At 66.5% G+C, this 26,535-nt stretch carries 17 protein-coding genes and 2 pseudogenes; all 19 read right to left on the reverse strand.

Annotated features, from left to right (window positions below; all coding sequences use genetic code 11):
- Window positions 1–341: 341 nt before the first annotated feature.
- The 19 genes and pseudogenes from ltrA to QM638_RS03370 all read right to left on the reverse strand — a co-directional run bounded on the left by ltrA (window position 342) and on the right by QM638_RS03370 (window position 26,292).
- The gene (gene ltrA, locus QM638_RS03280; protein WP_415140508.1) at window positions 342–1,682 is read right to left on the reverse strand and encodes a group II intron reverse transcriptase/maturase; all 1,341 of its coding nucleotides are present in this window, start codon (window positions 1,680–1,682) and stop codon (window positions 342–344) included.
- A 769-nt stretch (window positions 1,683–2,451) separates the two neighbouring features.
- Window positions 2,452–2,955: pseudogene (locus QM638_RS03285) on the reverse strand (IS3 family transposase); the annotation flags it as partial.
- Between the two features lie 24 nt (window positions 2,956–2,979).
- Window positions 2,980–4,869, reverse strand: a complete 1,890-nt coding sequence (locus tag QM638_RS03290) for a tyrosine-type recombinase/integrase (RefSeq protein WP_415140509.1) — start codon at window positions 4,867–4,869, stop codon at window positions 2,980–2,982.
- On the reverse strand, window positions 4,866–5,966 hold the full coding sequence (locus QM638_RS03295; RefSeq protein ID WP_415140510.1) for a tyrosine-type recombinase/integrase: 1,101 nt from the start codon (window positions 5,964–5,966) through the stop codon (window positions 4,866–4,868). Before QM638_RS03295 ends, QM638_RS03290 begins: the two co-directional genes overlap by 4 nt.
- 10 nt (window positions 5,967–5,976) lie before the next feature.
- Window positions 5,977–6,258, reverse strand: a pseudogene (locus QM638_RS03300) (transposase); the annotation flags it as partial.
- 527 nt (window positions 6,259–6,785) lie between these two features.
- Window positions 6,786–7,310 (reverse strand): 4'-phosphopantetheinyl transferase family protein, encoded by a 525-nt coding sequence (locus QM638_RS03305; RefSeq protein ID WP_415140530.1) that lies wholly within the window; start codon window positions 7,308–7,310, stop codon window positions 6,786–6,788.
- 324 nt (window positions 7,311–7,634) lie between these two features.
- Window positions 7,635–8,840, reverse strand: coding sequence for a M20/M25/M40 family metallo-hydrolase (locus QM638_RS03310; protein ID WP_415140531.1), 1,206 nt, complete (start codon window positions 8,838–8,840; stop codon window positions 7,635–7,637).
- Window positions 8,841–8,902: 62 nt separating this feature from the next.
- Entirely contained in the window at window positions 8,903–9,700 is a 798-nt protein-coding gene (locus tag QM638_RS03315; protein WP_415140511.1) for a sugar phosphate isomerase/epimerase family protein, read from the reverse strand.
- Window positions 9,701–9,783: 83 nt separating this feature from the next.
- Window positions 9,784–10,848: a DegT/DnrJ/EryC1/StrS family aminotransferase gene (locus tag QM638_RS03320; RefSeq protein ID WP_415140512.1), complete on the reverse strand. Its 1,065-nt coding sequence runs from the start codon at window positions 10,846–10,848 to the stop codon at window positions 9,784–9,786.
- Window positions 10,845–11,942, reverse strand: coding sequence for a DegT/DnrJ/EryC1/StrS family aminotransferase (locus tag QM638_RS03325; protein ID WP_415140513.1), 1,098 nt, complete (start codon window positions 11,940–11,942; stop codon window positions 10,845–10,847). Before QM638_RS03325 ends, QM638_RS03320 begins: the two co-directional genes overlap by 4 nt.
- Window positions 11,939–12,988, reverse strand: coding sequence for a Gfo/Idh/MocA family oxidoreductase (locus tag QM638_RS03330; RefSeq protein WP_415140514.1), 1,050 nt, complete (start codon window positions 12,986–12,988; stop codon window positions 11,939–11,941). The genes QM638_RS03325 and QM638_RS03330 overlap by 4 nt, the downstream gene beginning before the upstream one ends.
- The gene (locus QM638_RS03335; protein ID WP_415140515.1) at window positions 12,985–14,277 is read right to left on the reverse strand and encodes a GNAT family N-acetyltransferase; all 1,293 of its coding nucleotides are present in this window, start codon (window positions 14,275–14,277) and stop codon (window positions 12,985–12,987) included. Before QM638_RS03335 ends, QM638_RS03330 begins: the two co-directional genes overlap by 4 nt.
- Window positions 14,274–16,025, reverse strand: a complete 1,752-nt coding sequence (locus QM638_RS03340) for a GMC family oxidoreductase (RefSeq protein ID WP_415140516.1) — start codon at window positions 16,023–16,025, stop codon at window positions 14,274–14,276. The genes QM638_RS03335 and QM638_RS03340 overlap by 4 nt, the downstream gene beginning before the upstream one ends.
- Complete coding sequence (locus tag QM638_RS03345) at window positions 16,018–17,310, reverse strand: MFS transporter (RefSeq protein WP_415140517.1); 1,293 nt, start codon at window positions 17,308–17,310, stop codon at window positions 16,018–16,020. The genes QM638_RS03340 and QM638_RS03345 overlap by 8 nt, the downstream gene beginning before the upstream one ends.
- Window positions 17,307–18,377, reverse strand: coding sequence for an acyl-CoA dehydrogenase family protein (locus QM638_RS03350; protein ID WP_415140518.1), 1,071 nt, complete (start codon window positions 18,375–18,377; stop codon window positions 17,307–17,309). The genes QM638_RS03345 and QM638_RS03350 overlap by 4 nt, the downstream gene beginning before the upstream one ends.
- Window positions 18,377–19,501: an acyl-CoA dehydrogenase family protein gene (locus QM638_RS03355; protein ID WP_415140519.1), complete on the reverse strand. Its 1,125-nt coding sequence runs from the start codon at window positions 19,499–19,501 to the stop codon at window positions 18,377–18,379. Before QM638_RS03355 ends, QM638_RS03350 begins: the two co-directional genes overlap by 1 nt.
- 9 nt (window positions 19,502–19,510) lie before the next feature.
- A complete protein-coding gene (locus tag QM638_RS03360; protein ID WP_415140520.1) occupies window positions 19,511–20,998 on the reverse strand; it encodes a condensation domain-containing protein in 1,488 nt (495 codons plus the stop codon).
- Window positions 20,995–24,309: a non-ribosomal peptide synthetase gene (locus tag QM638_RS03365; RefSeq protein WP_415140521.1), complete on the reverse strand. Its 3,315-nt coding sequence runs from the start codon at window positions 24,307–24,309 to the stop codon at window positions 20,995–20,997. Before QM638_RS03365 ends, QM638_RS03360 begins: the two co-directional genes overlap by 4 nt.
- A gap of 99 nt (window positions 24,310–24,408) precedes the next feature.
- A complete protein-coding gene (locus tag QM638_RS03370) occupies window positions 24,409–26,292 on the reverse strand; it encodes a non-ribosomal peptide synthetase (RefSeq protein ID WP_415140522.1) in 1,884 nt (627 codons plus the stop codon).
- Between the last annotated feature and the right edge of the window lie 243 nt (window positions 26,293–26,535).

Consider the following 26,535-nt stretch of genomic DNA (forward strand, 5'->3'; position numbering starts at 1 on the left):
ACGGCCCTTCGGGGTCGGAAAACAGCGGACTCAAGACCGCCCACTGCTCGTCAGTGATCTCCTGCCGAGTCGTCATGAACCAACCCTGACCGCGCGGCACCCCGAATCCGTTTACCAACACGCCCTAGGGCGGTGGTCATCGACTTCGCCGCCCGCCAACCCACGATCCGGCGGGAGAAGGCGTCGATGACGAACGCGACGTAGACGAACCCGGTCCAGGTCGGCACGTAGGTGTAGGGGTCGGACCGGGGCGCCCTGTCAGCCTTTCGGCTGGTGGGTTTCCCCGGCCCGCCCTCCGAACCGGACGTGCCCATTCCTGAGCATCCGGCTCTCCGTCTGATTCAGGCCGCTGCGGTGCTCGTCCGCGTCCCCTGCGCGTTCCAGGGGTTCGGGATCTTGGCTCCTCGGTAGCGGTACCGGGTCACCGGCACCTGCCACGCTCGGAAGAACTCGATCCCGTCCGCCGCGATATGCCACCCGGGCAGATGGCGACGGACCACGGTGTGCTTGTTCAACTTGGGGTGGCGCTTCTTCAACCAGCCGACGATCCGCCAGAAGGCGAAGTGATCGACGTAGCTGAAGGTCCGCTTGGATACCCCGTGCTGGAAGTAGTTGCACCAGCCCCTGATCGCCGGGTTGATCCGGCGTAGGAGGTCTGCGAGCGTGCGATGTGCCTTCCGACGGGTCAGCGTCCGGATCTTCGCCTTGATCGAAGCAAGAGACTTCTTCGATGGGTAGGTGTAGACCGTCTGCTTGGTCCCGCCGCGTCCTTGCCACGTCCGGCGCTGGATGCGCCAGCCGAGGAAGTCGAACCCGTCCTCGATGTGGGTCAGGTGGGTCTTCTCCTCCGACAGGCGCAGGCCCATCGGCTCCAACACCTCGGCCACCTCGCCGAACAGCGCTTCGGCAGCCGCGCGTGGTCCGCGGACGAGGACAACGAAGTCATCGGCGTAGCGGATGAGCTTCATCGTCGCGCCCCCGGCGCGCAGGTGCTTGGCGCGGGTCCACTCCGGTCCGAGCGCTTCCCACTTCGCGGTGAAGTGCTCGTCCAGCACGGACAAGGCGATGTTGGCCAGCAGCGGTGAGAGGATCCCGCCTTGCGGGGTGCCGGTGCGAGTGTCCCTGTTCAGCCCGTCCTCGGTGAGGACGCCTGCCTTGAGGAACACGCGGATCAGCGCCAGCACGCGCTTGTCGGCGATCCGGCCACGAACCCGCTCCATCAGGGCGGTGTGGTCGATCTCGTCGAAGCACGCCTTGATGTCACCCTCGAACACCCACTCATAGGAGCGGTTGCCCGTTGCGTAGTAGTGAATCTCGGCGACCGCGTCCTGCGCTCGCCTCCTCGGCCGGAACCCATACGAACTGGGTTCGAAGTCGGCCTCGAAGATCGGCTCCAGCACCAGCTTCAAGGACGCCTGAACGATCCGGTCCGTCATCGTCGGGATCCCCAACGAGCGGGTCTTCCCGCCCGCCTTCGGGATCCTCCTCTGCCGGACCGGCAATGGCGTGAACTCCCCGGACTTCACCTGCTGACGCAAGTCGGCGAGCATCCCGGTCACATCCTCCGGGGCGACGTATCGCGGCACGATCCCGTCCACCCCGGCGGTGCGACCGCCCTTGTTGCCCCGCACCCGGTCCCACGCCGCCATCAGAAACGCGGGATCGTGCACGAGGTTGAACACATCATCAAACCGACGACCCGGATCGGCCGTCGCCCAACGGTGCAGTTTCGTCTGCATCGCAAGTACCCGCGACCACGCCGTCGTCGTGTCAGGCACGACCTCGCTCAGCCACGGAACACCCGTATTCACCGGTGTGGCTCCTTCTCATGCATCAGTTGCTGCTGAATCAAACTGAGCCCCTTCGCCATGTGGCCGGCTTTCCCGGCCTCGGACTACTACGGGCTCTCCGCCCCCTGCCGCCGGCATCAGTCGGCGACGGACCTTCCCACCCCGATGCTGGGCAGAGCCCGGGCTGGCTACCCGGGACCGTGGCCTCGGAAGGGACCGGCGGCAGGGTTCCCACGTTCACTGTTGACCGTTCGACGGGACCGGCATCCAGCTATGCCCCTGCACCATCGCCATGGCTACGCCGCAGGCCTTCACCATGGCCTCCCGGGCCGACGACATTCTCCGAACCGGGAGTTCCCCGCCCACCCGCGAAGGACGAGACGGGTGCGCGGTGCGACCCAGCCCATGTCCGCCAGATTCCGGGCTGGTGGGTGCGCTTGAGGGGCGTTCAGACACTGGTTTCTCACGTATGCCTCTCCGTCTCGTTAGCCGAGCCCGCACCATCTGGCAGTACTGGTGCGCCTCGTCGTTGTCAGGGCCGCTGTCCACCCTCACCCCCGTCCCGGGGATCAGGCTGCCCTCAACTTCACCCCGCTGCTGCGACAGCAAGGCGGTGGTGGTCTCTCACCCCCACTCGGTTCAACAGCGCCTCGTGGCGCACGAAGTCGGCAACCCAAAGGTGGTTCGGCGCCGGCACGGCGAAGTTGCGATCGACTCGATCCGGGTGCCGGTCATGGGAGCCGTCTGGGGTGGTGGTCTTGTGTTTGGACCCGTAGTGGGCACCTTCCCAGCCCTGCTCGCGCATGATCCGCTCCACGGTGCACCGGGCGACGTCGTGGCCCTGGCCGCGCAACCGGATCCAGAGCTTGCGTGAGCCCAGGGTCTGGACGAACTTGCCGATCTTCTTGTCCGCGCGCTGAGCGCGGATCACCGCGATGATCTCGGCGTCGGCGAGCTGCCGCTTGGTCGGCTTCTTGTTGATCCACTCGTAGTAGGTGGCCGGGCTGATCTTGATGCCCGCCTTCGTCAACGCCTCGCACATGGGCTCGACTCCCCAGCGCAGCCCGACCCCGCCAGTGACGCGATCGGGGGCCTGATGGTCCTTGTGCTCGGTGATGAACCTGATCACCGCTTCCCGGGCCGGTCGAGCTCGGCCCCGAAGAAAATCGCCTTATGTGGGTGATCGGTGTCAAGCGGGGTGGTCGTCGAGTCTGGTGAGCAAGGCGTCGTAGACGTTCCGGCGGCGGTCGTGTCCCTGCGCGGTGGCGTCGTCGCGTTGTGCCTGGATGGTGTCGCGGTGGGCGATGGTGGTGAAGAACATCGAGCAGGATTCGCAGATGGTCTCGTACTGGCAGTCCAGCTCGCGGGGGCGGCCGCAATAGCCGTTGCCGAGGAGGCGCTTGACACTCTCGTTGCGTAGTGCCCGCATGTTCTGTCCGGCTGCGTCGGCGGGCAGCACCGCCCGTTGGCCGTGGGTGTGGGCGGCTTGGTCGTAGAGGGCTTCGACCTTCTCGGTGACGGCGAAGTACTCCTCGGCGACGGTTCGGTCGGCGATGCGGGCGTAGACCATGGTCATGGACAGATCGTGGTGCCCGAGGAGTGCTGCGATCGCCTCCAGGGACATGCCGCGGTTGATCGCCTGGGTGGCCAGGGTGTGTCGCAGCTGATGGGGGTGGACATGGCCGATCCCGGCGGCGGTGGCGGCTTTCTGGACCGCTTTGTCGACCCGGGTCGGCGGGATCGGGCGGCCGCGGTCGGTCAGCAGCAGTGAGGTGGCCTGCCAGTCCGGCCGGGTGGCGACCCACTGGTCGAGGAGGTCCTTCAGCTGCGGGTGCAGCGGGATGTACCTGTCGGTGTGAAGCTTCCCGACGGGTGTGCGTAGCCAGTATCCGGTGCCGATCTGGACGACGGCGTCGATGGTGAGCGCGAGCAGTTCCCCACGGCGCATCCCGGTACAGGCCAGCGTGATGACCATGAGCCGGTCCAGCGGGTCGGGCAGCTGACGGGCGGCGTTCATGAACGCGACGGCTTGGGCGTCGTCGAGGAATTTCGGCAGCGGCTTGTCCAGCCGGGGACGGTCACTGGCGTACACCGGGATCCGTGCCGGGACGTCGTCGTAGTCCCACTCGATGATCCGGCTGAAGAAGGTGTGCAGGTGTCCGACCCGCATCCCCAGCGTGGTCTTCGATAGCGGACGGCCGTGATGCCCGGGCCGGGCCGCGAGGAAGGTCTTGTAGGCCTCGAGGTGCTCGCGGCTGATGTCGGCGACCCGACTCACCGGAGGATCCGCGGCGACCAGCATCGCGGCGAACTGCCGGAAGGTGGTGTCGAAGCAGGCTACCGAAGACGGCCGCAGGCCGAGCAGGCACTGGTCAAGGTAGCGGCGCATCGTGGTGACCAGGATCGGCGCCGCGTCGGCGAGCTCCTCCCAGGTGACCTCCTTGACCGGGCGGCCGGTCCACCGGCGTCGGATGTCGGGCGGTGGGGCCTGGCCGCGGTGGTACATCACCGAGTCCAGACCGAACAGCGGCGTCGACAATGTCTTGGGGCGATAGCCCCGGGCCGCGATCACGGTGTCGTGGATCCGGCGGCGCGCGTCTACGTAGACCTCTGGGGTGATCTGGTCGGGACCGGTGCCGGTGATCATGCAGATCTTGGCGAGGTAGGCCCACATCCGATGGGTCTCTTGCCGGCAATAACCCAGGCTGGCGGCCTGGTCGGCGAACCTGGCGACTTGGTCGGGGTAGGCATCGGCGACGTACTTGCCCCACCGGCATCCGGAGGTGATCACGAAGTCCGGGTCGACCAGGACACCGCAGTGCACCAGGGCGTGCCCGACGAACGCCATCACGTCGCTGCGAGTGCCGCGACGTTCCTCGACTGGCAGCGCCAGCCAGGAGTCCAGGTCGCGGTAGCGGTTGATGAACCCGACCACACCCCTGCGCCGACACCGCCGCCCGCTTTCACCGGCAGCTGCGTCGATGTAGGAACCTGCGGCCGAGTCCAACGTCGGCAAGATCAGCGGCACAGCTGGAGCCGGCGCCGTCGAGGGTCCGGTGGCTGCGGTGTTGATGCTCACGATGTTCCTCCCGGAGGCTCGTCGTGCCAGCCATCGAGGATGGCCATGGCCTGCTGGTACTCACCGGCGAGCCAGTCGTTGGAAAGGTGGAGGTAGATCCGGGTGGTTTCGATCGAGGCGTGCCCGGCCTGTGCCTGGATCGCCTCGAGGGCCATCCCGGCTTCGCGGAGTCGGGTGAAGCAGGTGTGCCGCAGCTCGTGGCAGGTCGCGTGTGTCAGCCCGGCGCGGGTCCGGGCACCGTTGAGGACCTGGTCGAGCCCGGCGGCGGTCAGCGGCCGGCCCCGGGTGGGTCCCTTCAGGACCACGAACACGTGGTCGTCGACCGCGTCGTCGGGACGCTCAGCGCTCAGGTAGCTGGCCAACTGTATGAAGAACGTCGGGACGACCGACACGAGGCGTTGGTGGCCGCCCTTGCCGTCGGCGATGAACACCCGCCGGTCACCGATGTGGACATCGCCGAACCGCAGCCCGAGGACCTCGCAGCGGCGCAGCCCGGCGTGGACCATCAACGAGATCATCGCCTGGTCCCGGTCGGTCCGCAGCGCCGAGGTGAGCGAGTTGACCTCGTCGAGCGACAGCACCCGCGGCATCTTCTTCGGCGCCCGCACCAGCGGGGAACCGCGGTGACCACGGTGGCGGGCGTTGATGCTGCGCGGGACCGGGTTGCGGTCGCGCATCCCGCGCAGCACCAGGTAGTCGAAGAACGACGAGATCGTTGCGAGCCTGCGCTTGATCGTCGAAGCGGCCAGCCCGGCTTCACCGTCGGCCAGCCGGACCACGTTCGGTCCCCTGCGTGGGGTGCGCTGTTCCTCGATGAACCCCAGCACGTCGGTGACATCGACCTGCTGGGGCGGCTTGGTGACCACGGTGAAGAAGACCTTCAGGTCGAAGGACTGCGCGACCAGCGAGTTCGGGCGAACCCGCGCGGCCGTAAAACGCAGGTACTCATCGACCAGCGGGTCGCCCAGCCGGGGTGGCTCGCCCACCGGACTGATCAGACAGGGGGTGAACACGTCAGCCATCCCGGCCTCCTCGACGGCTACTGCAACCAGCATCCGCCCGGGGTCACCGGCCACCTGGAACGACTCGCGGATCACCTACATATCAAGCCGCTGCCTTCAAGATCTCATTGGCCCGCCGCAGCTCGGCGATGTCCTTGCGCAGCTGCTTGTTCTCCGCCGCCAGGTCCGCGGTCACACCCGGCCGCTGTCCAGCTTCGATCTCGTATCGCCGGATCCAGGTCCGCAGAGTCTCGGGAGTCCCGACCCCCAACATCCCCGCGACCGCAGTGATCGCTGCCCACTGCGAGGGGTACTGCGGCCGCACCTCAGCGACCATCCGCACCGCCCGCTCCCGAAGCTCATCGGGGTACTTGCTCGGACGTCCCATTCTCGAATCCTCCCAAGGTAGGGAGTCTCCGGACTCGCCGGGACGGCTCAGTCGGGCTCGCTTCTGGTCTTGTCTCCGAGACGGTCTTTCCTCAAAGCGGGCTGAGGCTCAGAATGACGTCCACGGATGACGAGGCCGCGTTGCTCGCCCGCCGCGTTGCTCTGGCTGCCTCGGCGTGGCTGGGGGAGCCGCACGATGTCGAGGCGTACCGGCGTCTGGTTGCCGCTGTCTCGTCCTAGGACGAGTATGCGGGACCAACGTTGCAGGCCACGCACAGGGATCCCGAGCTGCTCGACGGGCTCGCGGAGGTCCATCCGCCCCAGAGGCTCGACGGGGCCATCGCCGAGCTGGGGCCGGCACTACGGCGTGCAGCACGCAGGGCCTTGTGAAAGGGCCTTGCGAAGGCGCCGCAAGACCGCACCGGAGCCTAGGCGAGCGTCAGCGTCAGTCTGACCAGCTGAGCCCATAGAGGGCGGGGGCCTGCGCGAGCTCCGGCTCGGTGCCAGGTCAGCCGTTCGCGCCGCAGGTCAATCGACCGGCGGCGGCATGGAGAACAGCCGTACTCGCCTTGGAGAATATGCCGCCACCGAGACTGAACAGCCAGAATGCAGGCTGGGCTCACATACCCAAACCTCCAAGTCTGCTTGTCGGACTAACGTCCATTCACCGAGTGATTCGGTGCTCAAGACCTGAGTGTTGTTGAGACCACCGGATAGGCCAGAACCGGTCAGTTTGAGGACGGCCTCCTTGCGCGTCCACAGCCGCGCGGCATCGAAGTCTGAGGTGACGCTCGGGCGAGCCCTTAACCACTCCATTTCCTGGCTAGTGAAAGCGTGACCACCGAGCCCCTGCCAGTCAACGTCTGGGCGAACCCATTCGATGTCCACTCCCACTGCTCTTCCACTGACCGCTAGCACGGCATGCTCTCCGGAGCGACTTAAGTTGAATTCCAGGCGTCGGCCACAGGCGGGAAGCAGCAGGTCTGGCTTTCCGTGACGGTTCGAACCACACGTGATGCAATTGCGCGTGATCACAAGTCGCCGAGGTTCCACACCGGTGTATTGGCCGAGGATCTGACGTAGGTAATGGTGAGACGCCAAATACTGTTCACGAAATGGAGAGCGCAACCGCCGCGCCTGAGACCGTTCCTCAGGTGAAACCTAATGGGATCCGAGCTCACTACTGGCGTGCAATCTCAAGTGCCACAGGTGAATACCCCGTCCACTCGGCCTTCTAAACCGCTCTGTAGTCATCCGGATGGCCCTCACACTCAGCTTCCAAGGTGTCGTCAGACCGCGGGCGTGGTCCGGACTTTGCGAGGTTCTCAGACAACACCAACCGCGAGGACATGCTCACTCCGTACACCAACTCGCCGCTCATCCCCGCGGCATCCTGTCAAATTGGGTCAGCAGCGCCGAGATCTGGTCAACGTACGACGCCAAATCAGTCAACCGTACTTGTTCGTGATCCGTGTGCGCCCCGTCTTCCTCGAGATCCCCGGCGCCAAGAACCACGGTGTAGCCACTGCTATCGTTGAACCACATCGCGTCACAGGTGAACGGTGCCAATCCAGCGTCGTCGTCATGCCGGTCAATCCCAGCGGCTGTCAGCACGCGTTCCATCGCCGGATCGCGGCCACGGAGCACTGGCAACCCTTGCTTAGTCCATTCCAACTGGCAGATTTGTCGGGCGTCACGTGCGGTGCGCGTCGCGATGGGAATGTGCGCGAAGTCGCGCTCCAGGACGGTGAGCGCGCTGCCGAACGCGTCTTCGGTCGTTGCCCGCAGCCAAGCTGCCTCCTCCTTGGAACCGTAGGCGAGGTTTGCCAGTAGGACCCCCTTGCCATAGACGCGGTTGTGCATCGTGCCCGTGTGAAGGCCGCCGAGGCACAGCGAATTGGCTGCCTCCAGGCCGATGCGGCGGACGAGGGCGTCGGCGACGACGGCCAACGCCAGCGTGGCGTTGTGCCCAGCAGCCGCGGCGTCGTCGGTGGCGCCTTCGCCGTCCACGCGTATCCGCGCCGTCATGGTCGAGGTAGTGCGGTCGAGGGTGGCGAGACGGGTCGGCTCGGCCACCACGTTGATGCGACCTGTGAACCCGGCCCGAACGAGCAGCCGAGTCCCATACCAGCCCATGGCGCCACCTTCTTCCCCGCCGACCAGCTGCAGCAGCACGGTGGTTCTATCGGGAAAGTCGGGTCGGCGGGCAAGTGCCTCCCTCACGCCAGCTATAAGCGCGACCGCTTGGCCCTTAGCGTCCACCGATCCGCGACCCGTGACGGTGCCGCCCGTGTGGCTCACTGGGACTGCGCCGGCTACGGTGTCGAGGTGACAGTTAAGTACCAGGGTGCGTGCGATAGACCGGCTCGGTCCGAGTCGAAGTACGACGTTGGGCTGAGACTCGCAGAACCTTGCCGTCCCTAGAGCGGCAGCCGCCTCCATGACTGTGAGCGGCGTACCTGGCTCGTCAAGGACGGAGACCGGTGGGGCGGCGTCGTGCACGACCTGGAACCCGAGGGCGGCTGCGTGGGTGACGAGGCGTCTTTGCGCGGAAGCGAGGTCAGAGGGCTCGCCGGTCTCCATTGGGCTGGCCGTCTCGATGCCCACGAGCTCCAGCAGGAGCTCGTCATCGGCCGGTGCCCAGGTCACCGGCCGCACCCGACGAGTGTCAGGAACTCCCGGGCGTACGCGAGGTACGACGTACGCCGCAGGTCGGCAGGGGCAGTGTCACCCAGGTGATGCACGTGGGCGACGTGCGGTTCTAGGCTGACCGCCCCGGCATAGTGCACCCCGGCGAGAAGATCCAGCACTTCCTGCAGAGGGGCCGAGCCGTGCCCGGGCATCGTGAACTCGGCGGTCCCGTTTGCGCGGTCATACACAACATCCTTGATGTGCACATGGACGACGGCGTCGAGTACAGGCCGCAGGTACTCAAGTGGATCATCGCCGTGCGTGATGGGGTTTCCCAGGTCGAACAGCAGCCGCAGCGCAGGAGAGGCGACGTGGTCGAGTAGGGCGCGCGCCCGGGTTGGGTCCCGGGCGGCCCAACCAGAGCAGTTCTCATGCACCAACGTGAGCCCGTAGGTGGCTGCTCGTTCTGTGAGCAACCCGAATCGGTCTAGCACACGGCTGCCCCACTCGGCGTCGGACAGACCCGCGTTTGGATAGGACATAACCCGCACGTACCGGGAGGCGACTCTGTCGGCTATCTCGGCCAGTACGTCGAGCTCCTGGAGGTCGGGCTCCACCGGTGCGACGATGCTGGTCGCCCAGTTTCCGATGGTGGAGTCGAGGGCGACGACACGGAGACCGGATGCAACAACCTCATCGGTGATGTGCCTGCGGCGCGTGGGTTCGATGGTGGCCAGTGGTTGGTCATCGACGTTCCGGAGTTCGATGCCCCCAAAGCCGAGCTCGTGGTGCACGGCGAGTTGCTCGACCACGCTCCGGCCGGCCTCATCGCCGATTCCGGCCAGCTGCCAGGGTCGCACAAGCGGCAAGTTGGGCGCCTTGAACCCACGCGTGGTCATTCGTCGCCTCGGCTGCCGAGTACGGTCGCCACCACCAGATCGAGCTGATGGTCGATCAGATCGGGGTGGAGGGGCAATAGCAACCCGCCGGTGACAACAGTGGCTGCGCCGGGGTGTGTCTCGTGATCCAACCACGGAGGGGGCTTGAGCAGCGGCCCCACCTCAATGCCGTGCTTGGCAAGTGCCGCAAGCACGCAGTCACGCTGGTCCGCCACCACGCCGTAGCCCGTTCCGCGAGGCAGCCCGACAGAGTCGATCGGATGCACCCCGGCGGCGCGCAGATCGTCGAGACGATCGTCGTAGCGGGCGGCGAGGGCGGCAGTCCGCTCTCTCGCGGCGTCCGCGTGCATCAGCATCGTGACCGCGAAGCTGGCAACCAACTCGTCCATCCGACTGTTGCGACCGATTTGGTGGTGCAGGAACCGAGTCACCCCGTCCTGTCCGTGGTTGCGCAGCATCCTCACGGTGCGGCCGGGGGCCTTGTGGGTCACGACGAGCGCCCCATCACCGGCTGCGAGAAGCGGTCCGTCCCGGCCGAGCCCGGTGACTGCGGCGTCATCCCAGAGGCCGGGAGCCCAGGAGGCGAACAAGGCGTCGGCCAGTCCGGTGGCATCATGCACAACCGCTATGTCCGGCCCGCCTAGTGGGCCGGGTGCGGCCACCTGAAGGGGATGGTCGACCAGCGCGACTCTAGCTCCGGTGGAGCGCAAGGTGGCCAGGTCGGGCACGCCAGTGCCCGGAGAGACGTCGACGGGGGCCGGGCGGGCGCCGAGCATCGACAGTGCGGCAACCACCTCGGGGCCGGCGCAGGCAGCTACGGCAACCCGGTCGTCGCGGGTGACCCCCAGTGCGTTGGCGGCCATCACAATCCCACCAGCGGGTGCGGCGCAAGCCACCACCGTGTCCGCGCCGGTGCGGCCGCGCACAGCCGACTCGAGCTCGGCAACAGACTGCTTGAAGATAAAGCGGTCATTGCCGGCCGCATTCAGCACGGCGTCTAGCAATTGTTCGCGGGCGCGTTGCCGCCTCCGCGAGCTAAACGGCACCTGGGGGTCGGTCATGACACTCCCCGGGACTCGACGAATCCTGTCAGCGCTGCGACCACCCGATCGACCGCGTCCTCGTTCAGGTCCGGGTAGAACGGCAGGCCGACTGTGCGGCCGCTGGCCCTCTCGGCGACCGGAAAGTCGCCGGGCTGATAGCCGAGACCGGCGAAGCACGGTTGCAGGTGCAGGGGGCGGGGGTAATACTCCTCGGTGCCGATGCCGCGCTCAGTGAGGTGGCGGACAAGGCCCGACTTGTCGTCGGTTTGGATGAGGTACACGTAGTAGACCGCTTGGACCGGCGACCGGCGGTCGACCAGCCGTGGGGTGCTGATCGCGGGTGCCAACGGTGCAAGCCGCTCGTCCAACTCGGCGGCCAGAGCGCACCGACGCCTGATATCGGCGTCAAGTCGTGTCATCCGCTCTCGTAGAACGGCAGCCTGGATCTCGTCCATCCGCCCCCCCATGCCCACTGCGGCAAGCCTGCGACAGCCCGCGGCTAGCTGGTCATCGTCGGTGAGAACCATGCCGGCGTCGCCGACCGCTCCAAGCGTCTTGCTAGGGAAGAACGACAGCACGCCACCGCGGCCGATGAGGCCAGTGTGGACGCCCCCGTACCGCATGCCAATCCCTTCGGCGCTGTCCTCCAGTACGTCGAGCCCGGCGGCGGCCGCGGCCTCCGTGACGCCGTCCATATCCGCGGGTTGGGTGAACAAGTGCACCGGCATGACTGCCATGGTCGAGGGCGTGATGGCGGTCGATATTGCGGCTGGGTCCAGCCCGTAGGAGACAGGCTCGATGTCGGCGAAGGCGGGTCGGGCGCCCAGCAGAGACACCGCCGAGGCACTGGCGAAGAAGGTGAACGCCGGCACGATGACTTCGGCGCCTGGCCCGACTCCTGCTGCCGCCAGCAGTAGAAGGAGCGCGTCGGTTCCACTGCCGCATGCCACCGCGTGTCGTGCGCCGGTGTATTCGGCGATGTCCCTTTCGAGCCCACGGGCTTCTGCACCATCTACGTAGTGGTCTCGATCGATGATGCCCGCGAGCCGTTCCAGGATCGCGGGCCGCAGTTGCTCAAACGTCGCCGCGCTTGAGAAGAAGGGGATGGTCATGGGGAGGGCTCGATCCACGAGGGGGCTGGGGCGTCAACCGCTGGCCGTGGGCGTGGCCGGGTCCTTGCGTCATTGCGGGCAAGGTCGAGGACGTCGACAACGGACCGGTGCAGGTGCGCATCACTGATCGGGCGTTGCCCCCTGCCCTCGAACCACGCGTACGCCTCGCGAAGGAACCGGTCGAGTGTCTGGTCGACCAGCAGTTCCCGGTCTGTCATCCGCCCAGCCGGATCGACGTGGATCAGCTGAGAGTAGAAGTCTCGGCTGTCCACGGGGTAGTAGCCGCGGATCTCGCTACCGTCGGGGTAGCGCGCGGTGATGGACCGCTCCGATATCGGCGCATCCAGGAAGGATTCCAACATGAGCGGCACTCCTTGTGTGGTGCGCAGCCTGATGCGTGCCGCACCGAGTCCGGGTCGCACCACATGGCCGACCCGGAGCTCCTGCAGGTCGGCGCCATCGAGAGTCAGTTCTGGACCAAACAGGTGCAGCGCCAACGCCACCAAGTGTGGCATCTCCACATCGAACGCGAGATCGTGTGTGGTCGAGGCGAGGCTGGTTCCGATCCGCGACTTGTGTTGACGCATGACCACCGAGATCGGTCGTAACCGAGCTTCGCGCAGCCGCTCAGCAACGCGGTCGGTGAGCGAGCTGGAGAGCCAGTTCGCCACCACCAGCACATCGAGTCCCAGGCGTCGGGTGAGGTCGAGCACATGGTCGGCATCGGCGACGCAGGTCGCCAGTGGCTTTTCGACCACGAACTGCCGGTAACCGTGGGCGCTCGCGTCACGCACTATTGACACGTGGTCGCGAGGTCCTGTGCACACGTGCACCACCGTCTGCTCAGGTGGAAACCCGATCACCTCGTCGAGCCGCCGGAACTGTGCGAGCGGGAGCCTCGGGTCGGCGCAGTCGGGCTCAAAGAGGCGGTCGACGACACCGATGTTGGTGTGCCTGTGCCGGTGCAACACGGCGAGATGCAGGTCGCGTCCTGCATGACCACAGCCGACGACAAGACTCTTCAGTGCTGATCCCGTCCCGGTCACGAGGTCACCACCATCTCATCCGCGAGCGTGGAGTCGCACACGGAGTGTCGACGCATGAGTGAATCGAGCGCGACGGTGGTACGCGCGTCGACAACGGCCAGCCAATCGCGTGCCAGCGCCCTGCCCTCTGGCGTGGCCGACCACAGGTATGTGCGCAGCTGGTCCAGCCTGGCGCCGCGCAGCATCTTCGGCTCGTATCCCTCGGGACCCAGCTCGACCGCCGACATCCCAGCGGCCACGGCCTCGGCGACGGGACGCTGGAAGACCAACGGGCCGTAGAGCCCGTTCGCGTGACCCAAGCGTGCGTAGTCTGCACCGTATGCGAGCGCGTACAACTTGCGATCGCCCCGAAGCACGAGGTGCGCGGCAACGATACTGCCGTCGTTAACAATGCCGTACTGCCGAACGCGGTCCGGGACCGTCGCGGCCAAGTGCTCGTGTACTGCGCGTAGTCTGCCTGCGGTCAGTTGGAGGCCATAATAGTCGCTGTTAAGCCGCTCCAGCTCGGCGACGCGGTTCCTCACCTCCGTGTCATCGTGGTCCAGCAGTATTACCTCAGCGGCCCGTTCCGCCTCTCGACGCATTCCGGTGCGGCGCTTGCGCCGGAACCGCCGCAGGTAGTCCTCGACTGAACTGCACCCGGCCAGTCGGATCCGAGAGATGCCCCTCACTGAACCGGAGACGAAGCCCGCGGCCGTGAGCAACCGTTCCAGACCTGGGTCCCCCCGCCGTACGTACAACAGTGCGACCGACAGGTAGCCGCGCCGCAACGCCTCCCGCAGCAGGGCGGTGAGGAGCGCGGCCATGGCGCGGTGGCGCTCCCTACCGTTCAGCTCTGGGCTGACGAGCAGGCTGCTGTCCCACATGGATCGGACCACGAGGGGAACTCCGACTGTCCGGTTGAGCGCCTGCCATGCGTCCCGCAGGCCTGGTTCGAGGTCTGTGGGGGCGTCGCCGGTGTGCTGGCGGAGAACAGCCACTATGGCGTCAGGCATTGACGTGTCGTCGTCATCCAGCCGCAACGTAGTGGGGTGGGCGATGAGGTCAATCGCCCGGCTGGAACGGGGAGTCTGGTCGGTGAGCTGGCTCAACGCGCACCCGGCGACGTAGTGACCGACGCCGTCGCGCAACACCAGTATCGAACGACCGTCTGGATCCTCCGCTTCCAGGAACGCCAGATAGTCCAGGTGGTATTCCAGGTCCGCGGTCCGAACCAACGCCGCCCAGCGTGACCGGTCCAGTTCCTCGACTGAGTCCAGCCAGTGAGCCGGCCCGATCGCTGCCGTCACGGCGGCCCCCCGTTTGCATTCGTACTCTTGGCGACCACAGGGCTGGTGGGCGCCGGAGAGCCAGTGATGTGGTCAGCCGTGCGGTAGGAAAGTGCTTGAATGGTTTCGGTGGGGTTGTACGACCCGAACGTGGGGAACTGGCCGCCGCCCAGCACGTACAGGCCCCGGCAGGTGTGCAGCTCGCCGTAGGGGTCGACGACCGAGGCGTGTGGGTCTTCACCCATGCGGTAAGTACCGGCATCGTGGTTGGACACATGGTAGCGCGGCGACAAGTCGTCCTCCCATCGCTCCACCCACCCCATCTCGTCGGCCACTTTGCGCTTGATCCGCATCATGAACGCGGCAGCGGCCAGATCTGCGGCGGTCCATCGATGGGTGATCCGCAGCGCCGGGAGGCCAGCAGGGTCACGGACCTGGGGATCGAGGTCGCACCACCCCGCCGCACCGGGGAGGTTGGCTGTCTGAGAGCAGATCGCAAAGAGCCTGCTGAAGTTGTCACGCAACCATTCCTTCAGAGGCCATCCGTGGCGGGGGACGGTGGCCGGCCGCATGTGAGCCGCCTCGATCGGCTGAAAGTCGCCTGGAACGCTGATCACGGGGGAGCCCCATAGGGCTCCTTCCGGGTTGTCCGGGATGAGCTCTGACGTGACGTCGTCGAACACGCTGGCTGCGGCTTGTGCACCCATGAAACCGTTCGTCGGCTCCGACAGCGTGCCTGTCAGCCGGCCATAGTTGTGGGTCATGAACCAGCGGCCGACGAGCCCGCCGCAGTGAATCCCAGAGAGGAAGAGCAATCTGGTGTTCTCCAGTGTATAGCACGCAAGCAAAACCAGCTGGGCATCGGCAACCCTGCCCCGTCCCGACTCGTCGAGGTAGTCGACTCCCGCAATGCGCCGACCTTGTCGGTCCATGCGGACACGAGTGACTCGGCAGCCGGTTCGGATGTCTAGCCGCCCTGTCGCCAACGCCGCAGGCAAGGAACTCACCAGGCTTGAGGACTTGGCCCCGGTGTGGCATGGGTATCCGTGGCAGAAACCGCAGTATGTGCACGCAGGCCGACCGCGGAAAGGGACCGAGGCAATCCCTGCCGGCTGCGGGAACGGGTGGTAGCCGAGTCTGGTAGCAGCCTCGACAAACAAGCGGTCGGCCGCGGCGCGCCGCAGCGGTGGCATTGGGTAGTCGCCCTGGCGAGGAGCCTCGAAGGGGTTACCGCCGGGCTGCGTCCGGCCGCGGATGTTGCCAGCGGCGCCACTAACGCCGAGCTCGTGCTCTACGAGGTCGTAGTAGGGCTCAAGATCGGCGTAACTCAACGGCCAGTCGACGACGTCAGTGTCGGTCGGCAACGCGGAGGCGCCGTAACGCTCACGGACGGTGCTGCGCATCCGAAAATCTGCTTCTCGGAACCGCCACGAGGCGCCTGTCCAATGCACCGTGCCGCCACCGGTGCCCAAGGAGGGGGGCAAGTGGTGCGGGTCAGCGTGGGGGTACAACGTGCCCGCCCAAGGCAAAACACGCGCGCTGGTGGTGTGGTCCGCTCGCCAGGTGAGCGGGTCGGTACGCATCGTGGGCAGCATGTCGCCGCGCACGTACATGCGAAGTTCGTCATGTGTCGACCACAACTCCCGGTCTAGGTGGTTGTCTCCCTTGTCGAGCGCGAGAACCCGCATGCCGGCGGCGGTGAGCCGGTCGGCCATGATGGCGCCTGCCGCGCCCAAGCCAACAACGATGGCGTCGGATCGGTCAGGCATCATCGCTCCGCTCAGCCAGCCAGTCCGAGGCCAGCTCCTGAGTGACGTCCTCAGGGGTGCGCAGCCGCCGGATCGGCGAGTACCAGATACTGAGGAACGCGAGTAGGCCGCCGACCGATCCAATGGCGAGAGTCGCTCGGACCCCGATGAGGTCGCCTACAACGCCGGCCACCAGGCTGCCCACCGCGCGACTGCCGATGCCTATGAAGCGCATGAAACCGTTCATTCGGCCCTGGATGAAGTCGGGAGTAACGCTCTGCCGGATGCTGACCTGCCCGACTGCGAACACGGTGCCGCACACAGACACAATCGCCTCCGAAGCGATCAGCATCACGAACCCATTCCCCGGAGTGGCGAGGGCAATCAGCAGGGGACCTAACCCGCTCAGCAGGGCGGACATCCATACCATCCGACCGAGCCCAAGGAGCCGCATCAGGGGACTGTTGATCGACGCCCCGATGAGGGTCCCCACGCTGCCCAGCGCGTATGCCACGCCGATCTGAGTTGGGCCCAGGCCGAGCTGGGTGCTGGCGTAGTAGATCGTCAGGATCGAGATGGAGACGACGAAGAAGTAGACCGCGAACAGGGATGCGGCGATCGCGCGCAGCATCCGTGTGCGAAGCACGTACACCAGACCCTCTCGGGTGTCGCTCAGCACGCTCGCTGGCTCCCCCGAGCGTGATACTGCCTCGCCACCACGACGGACTCGCAGCAGTAGCACCGCGGCTGCGAGGAAACTAAAAGCGTTGACGAGCACCGCAGCCGGTGCGGTAACCATCGCAATCACCGGACCGGCGATGCCTGGACCGCTGAGCTCCGCGGCCGAACGGCTGAACTGCATCGCGCCGTTCGCGGAGACGAGCTCATCCCTTTCCAACAGGCTGGGGAGGAAGGCCTGGTGCGCTATGTCGAAGAACAGGCTAAAGGTGCCGAACACGAAGCTAGTTGCGAGCAGAAACGGTAGGTTGAGTGTGCCGCTCAAATAGGCGATAGGGATACCGCAGAGGACGAGGAATCGGCCGAGGTGGCACACCAGCATGACGCGGCGTCGGGAGAAGCGATCCACCCAGACTCCCGCGAACAGGCCGAAAAGCAAGTATGGAAGGAGTTCCAGGAACCCCAGCAGCCCGATGTCGGCCGGTGATGCGTCCAGGGTGAGGGCAGCGATGAGCGGGATCACGATAAGCCCGAAGGCGCTCCCGAACAGGGCGGCCGTGGTTGCAGTCCAGAATCGTCGGAAGTCGGAGAGACCCCAGATGGGGGGCAGTCGATCGAGGATGCTCATCGCTGACCGACCCCTTCGTGGGCAGCTGGCTCGGCGAGGGTGACGGAGGACCATGCAGTTCCCGCCTCGCGCCAGAGAAATTCTGCCGGCCCCCACCGCGATGCCTCGCCCAGCACGAGCCGCCGCAGCCTGTCGAGAAGACTGTGCTGGACCAGCCCGGCCGCCCCGTGTGTGTGCACGCACTGCTGGACGGCATCGTGGGCCAGCTCGATGGCCATTCCCAACGCCGTGGCAGCGTTGCCGGGGTCTAACTGCCCTTTGTCCTGCTGCCACGCAGTGTGCTCCACGAACAGCCGGGCGGCGTCGACGCGGGCGCACAGCGCGGCGAGCGGAAAGGCCACCGCCTGGTAGGTGGCCAGGGACACGCCGAACTGGCGTCGTTCGGTGGCGCGGTCGATTGTAAGGTCCACCGCGGCGACCGCCGCGCCGAGGAGATTCGCAGCGTGCCGCAGTCTCGCCCGGTCCCGCAGGCTGGTGGGCAGCTCCGGTTCGGCCAGGACCCCGGCACGGGTAACGTGCACGGGGGTGCCGTGCCGGCAAGGCTCTGCCACCGCGATGAGGGTGGTCCCCTCCGCCTCGAACCGGATGAGCAACGTGTCCACGGTTTCCGGGATCTCGGGGAGGACGTTAGCGGGGAGCGTCCATCCCTCGCCGTCGGGTTTGGCGACCGGAGCGGTTCCGGTGATGGCGACGGCCCGTGCATGAGTGCGTCCGTCGGCCAGCCGGCGCAATCGTTCGATTCGGCAGGCCGTGCCGTGCGATGAGTTGTGCAACGGGCCACCCGCGCCAGTGTTGGCGAGCATCTCGGTGAGAAGCGTGCCATCCAAGTATCGCCGCCCGGTCGCCACCTTTCCGAGCTCCTCGGCCACAATGATCGCGGCTGCTTGTCCGAGGTCGAGGCCGTCCGCGTCAACGGGGACGGCGAAAGCGGGCACGCCCAGCTCAACAAGGTCATTCCAGTTCTGACCGACCTCGTTGCCGGGCTCGCCCGCACCGCCGACCAGGTCAGCGACGTTGTGCGCGAGCTGCTCGGCGACGAGATCGGTCAGGACCCTGATCGCGGGCATCAGCCGGCACCGCCAATGCAAGCTCCCGCGAGTGTCCGCAGCATCATCTCGCTCGTCCCCCCAGAGATCCTCATGCCGGGCGCTTCCAGGGCCGCCTCGCGGATGAGATGGGTGAGTGGGTCCGCGTCGTCGGCGGTCCCGCCGAGCCGAAGGGAAGTCCAACCGGCCAGATCCGCGGCCAACTCGCTGGCGTACCATTTCGACGTGGCCGCCATTTCGTCCGGCGGCTCGCCTTCATCGAGAGCGCTGAGGGTTCGGTAGGCGAGCAGCCTTGCGGCGTTAAGTCGCGCGCCGAAGCGACCTAGCGCGGCCAAGACGTCGGCGTCGCCGGCAATCTCAAGAACTTCGGCCCGTTCCCTGGCAAGGGCGTACCAGCGGCGGGCGCGCGAGTAGTAGTCGATCCCGGTGCGCTCCAGCGCCAGCGTGCGCAAGAGCAGCGGCCACGCCTGCCCAGGCGGCGCGACGACACGGCCTCTGGGCACCCGGACGTCCTCTAGGCCGACCCGGTGGAACGGATCTGCCCAGGCGGATGGCACAGGGGTGATGGTGACGCCCGGCGTAGTGAGGTCTAGCAGAACGAGCATCAGTCCGTCGTAGGGGGTTCGGCCACCCTCCACCCGGGCCAGGCACAACCCGTGCTGGCACAGGCTCGTCACGAGTCCGTAGACTTTCTCGCCGTGGAGCACGACGGCGTCATCGTCCACGATCGCGGAGGTGATGACCGAGGAGAGGTCGGAGCCTGCCCCAGGTTCGGTGAAGAGCACGGCCGCAAAGGCCCGTCCCGCAGCGAGGCGCGGAACGATCTCGGTGACCAGCGACTCAGGTGCCCCCCGGAGCAGAAGGTTTCCGACGGTCTGCACGGAGATCACGTGCAACAAGTCGGGCACGTCGCGCGCAGCCAGCTGCTCGGCGACCGCTCCGGCCTGCACCAAGGAGCCGTCCCGGCCGCCCAGCCGCTCGGGCCAGGCCGGTGCGAGCAGCCGCCGCTCGCCAAGGAGCCGGTAGACCGGTCGCGGGTCCCGCTCTGTCCGGGCCTGCCTTACCGCAGCCACCGCCGCAGGTTCGGCGAAGAACCCGACCAATTCGGAATCGAGGCTATCTGGCTCCGCGAATGTGCTTCTCACGGTATACCCTCACCGTCTCGACGCGCTCTCGAACGCGCGCGTCAGGGGTGCGTTCGGATCGGCGGTGAGCCGGCCAAGGAGCTCAAGATAGTCCTCCACGATCTGGTCGGCACGGTTCGCGCTGAGCGCCCGGCCGTTGTACTCCAAGAAGCAGCGGCAACTGGTCCTGCCGAGCTGGTCATACACGCGGATACACAGATCCGGGCGCACGTCATGAGGAGCGTAGATTTGCAGCGCCTCCGACGGGGGGCCATCAGATAGTGGCTCGTCGTCGATGCCCGTCAACTCCACGAAGGCGCGCGGGTAGTTGTAGAGCGCGAAGATCACCTGGATGACGGGCGCGTAACCAACAGGAGTTTCCACGTCGAGCTCGCTAAGCAGCTCCTCTATCGGCAGATCCTGATGACAGAACCCGTCCTGGGCGGTCTGGCGAACTCCAGTGATGAGTTCATGGAAGCTGGCCGCTCCTCTCAGGTTCACGCGCACTGGCACCATGTTCGCGAACAGCCCGACGACATCCTCGAGCTCGCTCTGGTGTCGTGCGGCGATCGGCACGCCGATCACTATCTCCTGCTGTGCGGCGTCGCGGGCGGCGAGCACACTGAAGGCTGCAACGAGCGTCATGAACATGGTGGCGCCGCAGGATCGACCGATCTCGCGCACTGCCTCGGCAACGGCGGGGCCGATCTCGAACGTGCGGTGGCCGCGTTCGAACCCGACTGACTCCTCACGTTTCCTCGCAGTCAGATCCAACACAGGGGGCGCGCCAGCCATCGTTCGCCGCCAGTATTGGGACTGCTCGATCCGGCTCCAACTGTGCAGCCACCGGTGCTGCCACTCGGCGTAGTCATGGAACTGGAGGTGCGGCTCCGGGGTGGCCTCAGCGACGCCGCGTTCCTCGTCGTACAACGCGAACAGGTCGCGAGTCAGAACGTTGGCAGACCAGCCGTCCAGGACGACGTGGTGCACCGTCAGTAAGAGGGCGTGATCGTCGGGACAAACACGCAGGATCCTTCCTCGGAGCGTGTTGTCGCAGGACAGATCGAAGGGGCGTGTCTCTTCCTCATGGTCGGCGTGTCGCATCCGTTGGGTGACCAAGTCGGAAGGCAAGCCCTCGAGGTCGACGATCGGGATCGCTGCCGCTGGACGCGGAGCAACCACCTGGAGCACACGGTCGCCGTCCAGCCGGAAGGTAGTGCGCAGCGAGTCATGCCGGTCCTGGAGCCGCTGGACCGCTCGCACCATTGCCGGTGCGTCTAAGGGGCCGCGGAGGCGTAGCCCCATACGCATGTTCCAGAACGTCTCCTCGGGGTGGTCGCGGGTGTGCAAGAAAGTTCGCCGCTGCCCGGCTGTTGCCGGAAACTCGCCTTCCCGTCGATCTGACGACACCACCTCCACGGGCCATGGTCGGGATCGTTCGCGCTGAGCAGTGAGGTGGTCCAGCAACTGGCGCTTCTGCGGACTCAACGCGGACATGCGGTCCTCGCGGCGGGTCAACGCTCGGCCTCGCCGTTCTGGAGCAAGGACAGGTAGTCGGCGGCCTCGTCATCGGAAAACTCATCGAGCCTGTCGAGCATCTGGTCGAGGTTGGCGCCATCGTCGGCAACTGCTCTCTCGATCAACTCCGCGACCGCGGCGACAGTTGGTTTGACGAAGAAGTCGGCCAGTCGAATTTCCTCACCGAGTTCGGAACGTACTCGAGCAACCAGTTGAGTGGCCTGGAGCGAACTGCCCCCCAGTTCAAAGAAGTCATCGTCGACACCGACGGTGGTCAGTTTGAGCAGGGGACCGAAGACCTCGGTGGCCAGCCGTCGCTCCAGCGCGGTAGTTGGTTGTCGAAAACTCTGGTCCAGCTCCGGCCGCTCCTGTGAGGGCGCTGGGAGGCGCTCTCGGTCGACTTTCCCACTGGACGTGCGCGGCAGTTCTGGTAGCCGTACTACTTGGGCCGGCACCATGTATCCGGGCAGCCGATCAGCGACAAAGGAGCGGACCGCGCTCACGGTCAACTCCACCTCGACGGGCACCTCGATGTACGCGACCAGGTGGGGAGAGGAGCCCTGCGCGCCGACTGTCTCAACGACTGCGGCGAATACGTCAGGATGCGCAACGACGGCGGCCTCCACCTCCGCCAGTTCGATGCGATGTCCGCGAATCTTGACCTGCCGGTCGATCCTGCCGATGAACTCCAGCTGCTTGTCGGGTCGCCACCGGACCAAATCGCCGGTCCGGTACATCCGCTGGTCCGCTAGTGAGGTGAACGGGTCGGGCTGGAACCTTTCCCGAGTGAGGTCGGGTCGGCTCAGATAGCCGCGGGCAACCTGCGGGCCGGCGACGTAGAGTTCACCCAGGACGCCGACGGGAACCGGGCGCCGCTGCTCGTCCAGCACGTACGCGCGGTGGCCGCGGATCGGTCGCCCGATCGGCGGGTTGGCGGGTCCGCCGGGGAGGCAGTCGGCGAGCGTCACTGCGACGGTCGTCTCGGACGGTCCGTACCCGTTCACCACTCGGCGCCCGTCAGACGCCCACGCGTCTACCAGTGAGCCAGGGAACGGCTCACCGCCCAGCGAAAGGAGCCGCAAGCCCGGCAGCGCGGCCGGATCGAGCGCGGGCACCAGCGACGGTGGCAACTCGGCGACGGTGACGCCGGTCGAGCGGAGCAAGCGCTGCAGGGCTGCCGGGTCGCGGCGTTCCTCGACGCCGACGATCACCAGTTCGGCGCCCGCGCACAGGCTGGCGAACAGGTCGAAAACCGACACGTCAAAGGTCGGCAATGCGAACTGTGCCAGACGGTCTGCGGGAGTGATGTCGTAGGCTTCGATGATCGTTCGCGTGAAGGCAACTACCGAGCGATGCTCGATCATGACTCCCTTGGGCTGACCGGTGCTCCCCGAGGTGAATAGCACGTACGCGAGATCGTCTGGGGTCGCGGCCGGTTCGCCCGGGGAACGATCCCCACTCTGCTCAGGTGCCGTTCCGGTCGGGTCCAGAACCACTTGGTCGAGGTCTGGAAGCTTCGGCAGCCCTTCAGCCACAGACACGAGCAACTCGGTCCCGGCATTGTCCAGGACGGTCCGCACCCTCTCGGCCGGCCAGTCGGAGTCAACAGGAACGTAAGCGGCACCCGCTCGCAGGATCGCCAGCACGGCGATGGGGAACCATTCCGACCGGTCCACCCGGAGCCCGACCCGGTCGCCGGTGCGGACTCCAGCTTCATGCAGCCGGTTGGCCAGCACGACCGATCGCTCTTGGAGGTCGCGGTAACTCAGCGTCCGCTCGCCGCTGCGGACAGCCGGCGCATCTGGCTGACGGGCGGCCACACAGTCGAAGAGTTCTTGCAACGTCGCGTCCGAGGACTCCGCGGGACCTCCGTCTGCCCAGGTGCCGACTAGGGCGTCTGCATCCTGCTGAGACATGAGAGGCAGTGCCGAGATCGGAGCTTCTGGGTCGGCGACGGCGCCGCGCAGGATCAGTTCGTATCGCTCCAGCAGCAACTCCACCGTGGACTCCTCGTAGAGATCGGTGTCGTACTCCACACTCAACACGAGGTCATCACCGTCCAGCATTGCCATGACGCTTAGGTCGAACCGAGACACGTCGTCGGGCAGGTACATCGCATCGATCTCCAAGCCGCCCACGACATCGGCTGTCGGTGCTGCGGGCTCACCGGCGAACATGGTGAACTCGATCTGGAACAATGGGTTGCGCCGCGGATCGCGTCGGGGCGCAACCGCCTCGACCACTTTCTCGAAGGGCAGTTCGTCGTGCTCGAAGGCGTCCAGGACCGTGGTCCGGACCCGGCCCAGAAGCTCGGCGAACGTGGGATCCCCGCCGACATCGACTCGGAGGACGGTCATGTTGACGAAGCAGCCGATGAGCGCAGCCAACTCGGGTCGCCGCCGCAACATCGCGGCGGTCGCCACGGTGACGTCGTCACGGTAGGTCCAGCGGTGAAACAGCGCGTCCAGGCCCGCCAGGAGCGTCATGAAGGTCGTCGCCTTGTGCTGCTGACTCAGGGCGTTCAGTTCGGACAAGAGGCCGTCACCCGCGATTCGCGAGACGCGTCGGCCGCGAAATCGACGCTCGGGCGGCCGCGGGCGGTCCGGAGGCAGCTCGAAGCCTTCGAGCCCTCGCAGATGTTCCTGCCAGTACGAAACAAGTTGCGCACCGTACTCGGACTTCATCCGCTCGCGCTGCCAGATCGCGTAGTCCGCGTACTGGAGTTCGGGGTCCGGCAGCGGCGACGGCTGGCTACGGCTGAACGCGTCGTGAAGGGCGATGAGCTCGGACAGGAAGACGTGACGCGAGCCTGGGTCCCACGCGACGTGGTGCACCACCCACAGCAGTCGATGCTCGTCCTGTGACAACCGCACTACCAACGGGCTGAAGAGTGGCGCGACGCCGAGGTCGAAGTCATGGTCAAGGTGCTCGTGCTCCACTTCGGCCAACCGGCGGTTGCGCTCCTCAAGTGGCAGCGCGCTCAGGTCGACCAGGGGAACGTCCAGTGGGACCTCGTCCTCGACGACCTGCCACACGAAGCCGCCCTCTTCGATCAGCCGCGTGCGTAGCACCTCATGTCGGTGGACGATCTCGACGAGCGCGGTAGTGAGCGCGGCCATGTCGAGGGACCCGCGCAGCGCGAACGCCTGCGTGCTGTTGTTTCGCACTCCGCCGCCACCCAAGGCGTCAACGAACCACATCTGTTCCTGCTGGAAGGACGGCACGCTGCGGTCCTGGCGCGGTCGCTGCATCAACTCCGGACCGGCAGCGTCACGGGGCGAAGCGGAAGACTGCCGCAGGCGATGCAGCATTCGAGCCCGTTGCTCTCGCGGTAGGCGCGCCAAGCGGGCAGTCAGATCACCGCTGCTCGTCATGTTCTCCCCGCCTATCGTCGTGGCCCGATCCAACCGTTAGCGCTCGTGGGCCTCCACTTGGCGGGCGACTTCCTCATCAGTGAGCTGATCCAAGTCCCGAAGCACCAGTTCCCGTACCGCGACGGCCAGCGCTGCCGGCGTCGGACGGTCGAAGACCTCGCGGAGTGGGAGAGTGAGGCCAAACGCACGCGACACACGGCTCGCCACGGAGGCCGCCTTCACCGAGTGCCCACCAATCTCGAAGAAGTTGTCATCTATACCGACAGCTTCCATCTCGAGCACGGCCTCAAACACCTGCGCGATCTGGGTAGCGACGAGATCGGACGGGCCGCTATCCGCGGCCGTAACGACTTCTTCCCTCTGCCCCGGGCCCTGCGCCAGAATGTTCGGTGTACCTGCCTGGGTGCCGGTTGGGGAAAGGGTGTTGATGGGCGGTCGCGCTTCCAACAGGGCATTGCGGTCGAGCTTGCCGTTGGGTGTCAGCGGCAGCGCCGGGATCCACTGGACCACGCTGGGCACCATGTAGTCCGGCAAGGTCCGGGCCAGTTGCGCGCGGACATCTCCTGCTGTCGGCCGCTCAGAACCCTCAGCCACGAGGTAGGCCACCAAAGTGGCCGAATTCTCGCGGTCTGGCCGCGCCACCACTGCGCACTCACGGACCGCGGGCTGGGTAGCGAGCGCCGATTCGACTTCACCGGTCTCGACCCGGTAGCCGCGGATCTTGACTTGTGCGTCGACACGACGGATGAAGTCGTAGACACCCCTTGGGGAGCGCTGCACGATGTCGCCCGTCCTGTACCAGCGGGCTACACGCTGCCCCTCGGGATACTCGATGAACCGGTCCGCCGTCAGGTCGTCCCGCCCGAGGTAGCCGCGGGCGAGTACCTGTCCCCCAACGCACAGCTCCCCGGGCTCTCCGTCCGGTACCGGTCGCAGGTCGGCGTCGACGACGCTGGTCCTGACGCCGGGGATCGGGACGCCGATCGGGGGGCGGCCCTCACCGGCGACACACTCGTGCCAGGTGGACCAAATGGTCGCCTCGGTGGGCCCGTACAGGTTGGCCATCCGCCGTCCGGGAGCCCACCGGTCGACGAGCTCCGCCGTGCATGGCTCTCCGGCGACGGTGAGGAGCCGGAGCCTGGGAAGTGGTCGGTACGGGACCGCGCCGAGCGAAGATGGCGGGATGGTGGCGATCGTCACCTCTTGCTGCGCCAAGGTGTCTCCCAAAGGCTCGCCGGGCATCAGGTCCTCTGGCTGGGTGACGCAGAGTGTGGCGCCGGTGGCGAAGGACATGAGCAGTTCGAAGACGGAGGCGTCGAAGCTTGGCGAGGCGAAGGCGAGCACACGATCTCCTGGGCCGGCACCGAGCAACTCACGCTGGGCTGCTGCGATCACCGGCAGGCCCCGATGGAGAACCTCGACACCCTTCGGTCGACCGGTCGACCCGGAGGTGTAGATCACGTAAGCGAGGTCGTCCGGGGCTGGCCGGCCATGGCCCGCACCGACAGCCGCCTTGGTCGTCGTGGCCATGCCACCTAGTTCCGTGATCGCTGGGTCACCACCGGGCATCGATGGTGGATCCATGACCAAGGCGGCGCCAGAGTCGGAGAGCATGTAGTCCAGCCGCTCTGCGGGATAGCAGGGATCGAGTGGCAGGTAGGCGGCGCCGGTCTTCCACACCGCCAGCACTGAGGCCGCGAGCAGTGCGGAGCGATCAAGTCGAAGCGCGACTATATGGCCCGCGCCGATGCCGTATCCCCGCAGGGCATCGGCCAGGGCCTCTGCCTTCTGGTCGAGCTCCTGGTAGGTCAGATTTCCATCGGGCGCCTCGACCGCTGGCGCGGCGGGGCGTCTGCACCGCCAGCCCTCGATGCATTCAAGAACCGTCGTTGTCCCCGAGATTCCCCAAGGGTCTTCCATCGGCTGCCTCCCCGCTACGTCGCGCTGCCCAACATCGACGACACTCCGAGGTCGACTGGGGGGGTGCGCTCCGCGTCGGTGAACCTACTTCCCCCTTCATACACTTGGAGAGTCGGTGTGTCCAGAGATGCATCGAGACACGCGCCCAACGACGCCCATCACGATTCGGCAGGACGGTCGCGGTTCCGCCGCGTGCGGTTCTCGGACAGTCGAAAACGGCACCACCGTGGTCTGGGCAGACGC

It is taken from the genome of Nocardioides sp., assembly GCF_047606145.1.
In the GTDB taxonomy this organism is placed as follows: Bacteria; Actinomycetota; Actinomycetes; order Propionibacteriales; family Nocardioidaceae; genus Nocardioides.

Bases quoted from the DNA above. Each gene is read 5' to 3' on its own strand.
- QM638_RS03345 (WP_415140517.1), bottom strand. From the start codon at position 17,310: ATGAGCATCCTCGATCGACTGCCCCCCATCTGGGGTCTCTCCGACTTC.
- QM638_RS03370 (WP_415140522.1), bottom strand. From the start codon at position 26,292: ATGGAAGACCCTTGGGGAATCTCGGGGACAACGACGGTTCTTGAATGC.
- QM638_RS03340 (WP_415140516.1), bottom strand. From the start codon at position 16,025: ATGCCTGACCGATCCGACGCCATCGTTGTTGGCTTGGGCGCGGCAGGC.
- QM638_RS03365 (WP_415140521.1), bottom strand. From the start codon at position 24,309: ATGCTGCATCGCCTGCGGCAGTCTTCCGCTTCGCCCCGTGACGCTGCC.
- QM638_RS03350 (WP_415140518.1), bottom strand. From the start codon at position 18,377: ATGCCCGCGATCAGGGTCCTGACCGATCTCGTCGCCGAGCAGCTCGCG.
- QM638_RS03325 (WP_415140513.1), bottom strand. From the start codon at position 11,942: ATGACCATCCCCTTCTTCTCAAGCGCGGCGACGTTTGAGCAACTGCGG.
- QM638_RS03310 (WP_415140531.1), bottom strand. From the start codon at position 8,840: ATGGAGACCGGCGAGCCCTCTGACCTCGCTTCCGCGCAAAGACGCCTC.
- QM638_RS03320 (WP_415140512.1), bottom strand. From the start codon at position 10,848: ATGACCGACCCCCAGGTGCCGTTTAGCTCGCGGAGGCGGCAACGCGCC.